Source organism: Cupriavidus sp. 207A1 (assembly GCF_057798955.1).
Genome location: NZ_JBYOJO010000034.1, coordinates 1 through 3,186, shown reverse-complemented (window position 1 = coordinate 3,186; position 3,186 = coordinate 1). Strand labels below are relative to the sequence as shown.

At 68.2% G+C, this 3,186-nt stretch carries 3 protein-coding genes; all 3 read right to left on the bottom strand.

Annotated features, from left to right (window positions below):
- The coding region (bcaP, locus tag AC3FMM_RS31320) for a branched-chain amino acid transporter BcaP (RefSeq protein WP_488688336.1) at nucleotides 1-1,309 on the bottom strand (1,309 nt) is incomplete at its 3' end.
- Entirely contained in the window at nucleotides 1,254-1,835 is a 582-nt protein-coding gene (locus AC3FMM_RS31315) for a VOC family protein (protein WP_488688334.1), read from the bottom strand. The genes bcaP and AC3FMM_RS31315, both read right to left, overlap by 56 nt.
- Before the next feature lie 16 nt (nucleotides 1,836-1,851).
- Nucleotides 1,852-3,186: CoA-acylating methylmalonate-semialdehyde dehydrogenase (locus AC3FMM_RS31310; RefSeq protein ID WP_488688332.1), on the bottom strand; the 1,335-nt coding region annotated here is incomplete at its 5' end.

Here is a 3,186-nt window from a genome sequence, read left to right as displayed (position 1 = left end):
CCCAGGTCAGCGCCTGCAGGTGCGCCATCAGAAACAGGCAGAAGCCGATCGACAGCAGCGGCACCACCGGCACGCCCGGGCAGCGGAACGCGCGCGGCAGCTCGGGCCGGGTCTTGCGCAGCACCAGCACCGCCACCGAGATCAGGGTGAAGGCGGCCAGCGTGCCGATATTGATCAGCTCGGCCAGCACGTTCAGCGGCACGAAGGCGGCAATCGCGGCAAATACCACGCCCACGGTCCAGGTGGCGAAATACGGCGTGGCATGCACCGGGTGCACCGACGACAGCCGCTCGGGCAGCAGCCCATCGCGCGACATGGCAAAGATCACGCGGGTCTGGCCGTAGGTCATCACCAGGATCACCGTGGTCATGCCCAGGATCGCGCCCAGGTCGACAAAGCCCGCCACCCAGTTCTGGCCGGCGAACTGCAGCGCCAGCGAGACCGGGTGGTCCACGCCGGCAAACTTCGCGAACGGCACGATGCCGGTCATGATCGCTGCGACCACCACATACAGCACGGTGCAGACCGCCAGCGAGCCGATGATGCCGATCGGCAGGTCGCGGCGCGGGTTGCGCACTTCTTCCGCGGCCGAGGTCACGGCATCGAAGCCGATAAAGGCGAAGAACACCAGCGCCGCCGCATTGAAGATGCCGGCAAAGCCGAACGGCGCGAACGGCTGCCAGTTGGCCGGCTGCACGTGCCACACGCCCACCGCGATAAACAGCAGCACCACGCCGATCTTCACCGCCACCATCAGGTTGTTGACGCGCGCGGACTCGCGCACGCCGTACGACACCACCCAGGTGATGGCCAGCATGATCAGGCACGCCGGCAGGTTCAGCACGGTGTGCACGCCCGGCACCGAGCCCGGCGCCGCGCTCAGCGCCGCCGGCAGCTTCATGCCGAAGCCCGCCATCAGCGACTGGAAATAGCCCGACCAGCCCACCGACACGGCCGAGGTGGCCAGCCCGTATTCCAGCAGCAGGTCCCAGCCGATCATCCACGCGACGATCTCGCCCAGCGTGGCGTAGCTGTAGGTATAGATCGAGCCCGACACCGGGATCGCCGAGGCGAACTCCGCGTAGCACAGCGCGGCAAAGCCGCACGCCAGCGCCGCGATCACGAACGACACCGTCAGCGCTGGCCCCGCGGTCAACGCGCCGGTGCCGGTCAGCACGAAGATGCCGGTGCCGATGATGGCGCCGATGCCCATCAGCACCAGGTCGACCGGACCCAGCACTTTTTTCAGGCCGTCATCGCGCGCGACGGCCAGCATCGCGTCGATGTCCTTGGTACGGAACAAGCTCATTCAGACTCCTGCAACGGTGGCCGGGCCCGCGGTGGCAACGCGCGGGTCCGGCAAAAAGGGCGCTAGTGTACGCCGCTGGCCGGGCGCTTACAGCACTTGCACCCGGCCACCGCATGGCAGGAATGATAGGAAAGCCCGGCCTGCCCGGCACTGACGGCAGGCAAGGCGCGCGCTCAGGCGTGCGCGAGGATGTTGAGACCAGTTGCCCGAACGGGTCGCGCACGAAGAAGCGGCGCACGCCCCACGGCTCGTCGGCCGGGCCGTATTCCACGGCAAAGCCGGCGGCCACCATGCGGCGGTGGGCCTCGTCGACATCGTCGACCTCGATCGACAGTGCGGGCACGGGCGTGCCGTTGCCGCCTTCCACGGCAAAGCTGACCTGCGCGCGCGCGGTGCCATCGCTGCCGTAGGTGCGGATCCAGCCGTGGTCCATCAGCAGGTCCAGGCCCAGCACGTCCTGGTAGAAGGCGCGCGCCTGGCCGGGGTCGGCGGTGCCGATGTTGGCGACGATGCGGTTGACCTTCATGCCCGCGCCCCGCTGGTTACTTCGCCACCGGCATGGTGAACTCCGCGCCCTTGGCGATCGAGTCCGGCCAGCGCTGCATCACACTCTTGTAGCGCGTGTAGAAGCGCACGCCCTCTTCGCCATAGGCATGGTGGTCGCCGAACAGCGAGCGCTTCCAGCCGCCGAACGAATGCCACGCCATCGGCACCGGGATCGGCACGTTGATGCCGACCATGCCCACCTGGATCTGCCGCGCGAACGCGCGCGCGATGCCGCCGTCGCTGGTGTAGCACGACACGCCGTTGCCGTACTCGTGCGCGTTGATCAGCGCCACCGCCTCGGCAAAGTCATGCACCCGCACCACCGACAGCACCGGGCCGAAGATCTCTTCCTTGTAGATCGTCATCTCCGGCGTCACATGGTCGAACAGCGTGCCGCCGACATAGAAGCCGTTCTCGTGCCCGTCGACGCGGTGGCCGCGGCCATCGGTCACCAGGGTTGCGCCTTCCGCCACACCCTTGGCGATATAGCCTTCGACCTTGGCCTTGTGCGCGCCGGTCACCAGCGGTCCCATCTCGGCATCGGCCTCCATGCCGTTGCGGATCTTCAGCGCACGCGCGCGTTCGGCCAGGCGCGGCACCAGCTGGTCGGCCACCTCGCCGACCGCCACCGCCACCGAGATCGCCATGCAGCGCTCGCCGGCCGAGCCATAGGCCGCGCCGATCAGCGCGTCGACGGCCTGGTCCAGGTCCGCGTCGGGCATCACCACCAGGTGGTTCTTGGCGCCGCCCAGGGCCTGCACGCGCTTGCCGTGCCGGGTCCCTTCCGTATAGATGTACTCGGCGATCGGGGTCGAGCCGACGAACGACAGCGCCTGCACGTCCGGATGCGCAAGCAGCGCGTCGACCGCCTCCTTGTCGCCCTGCACCACGTTGAACACGCCGTCGGGCAGGCCGGCCTGGCGCAGCAAATCCGCAATCAGCAGGCTCGGCGACGGGTCGCGCTCGGACGGCTTGAGCACGAAGGTATTGCCGCACGCCAGCGCCACCGGGAACATCCACATCGGCACCATCACCGGGAAGTTGAACGGCGTGATGCCGGCCACCACGCCCAGCGGCTGGCGCAGGTTCCAGTTGTCGATGCCGCCGCCGATGTTGTCGGTGAAATCGGTCTTGAGCAGGTTGGGGATGCCGCAGGCGAACTCCACCACCTCGATGCCGCGCGTGACCTCGCCCTTGGCGTCCGAGAACACCTTGCCGTGCTCGCGCGTGATCAGCGCGGCGAGGTCGTCGTGGTGCTGGTCCAGCAGTTCCTTGAACTTGAACAGGATGCGCGCGCGGCGCAGCGGCGGAGTGTCGGCCCACGCCGGGAA

Coding starts and splice junctions, on each gene's coding strand:
- AC3FMM_RS31315 (WP_488688334.1), bottom strand. CDS start 1,835: ATGAAGGTCAACCGCATCGTCGCCAACATCGGCACCGCCGACCCCGGC.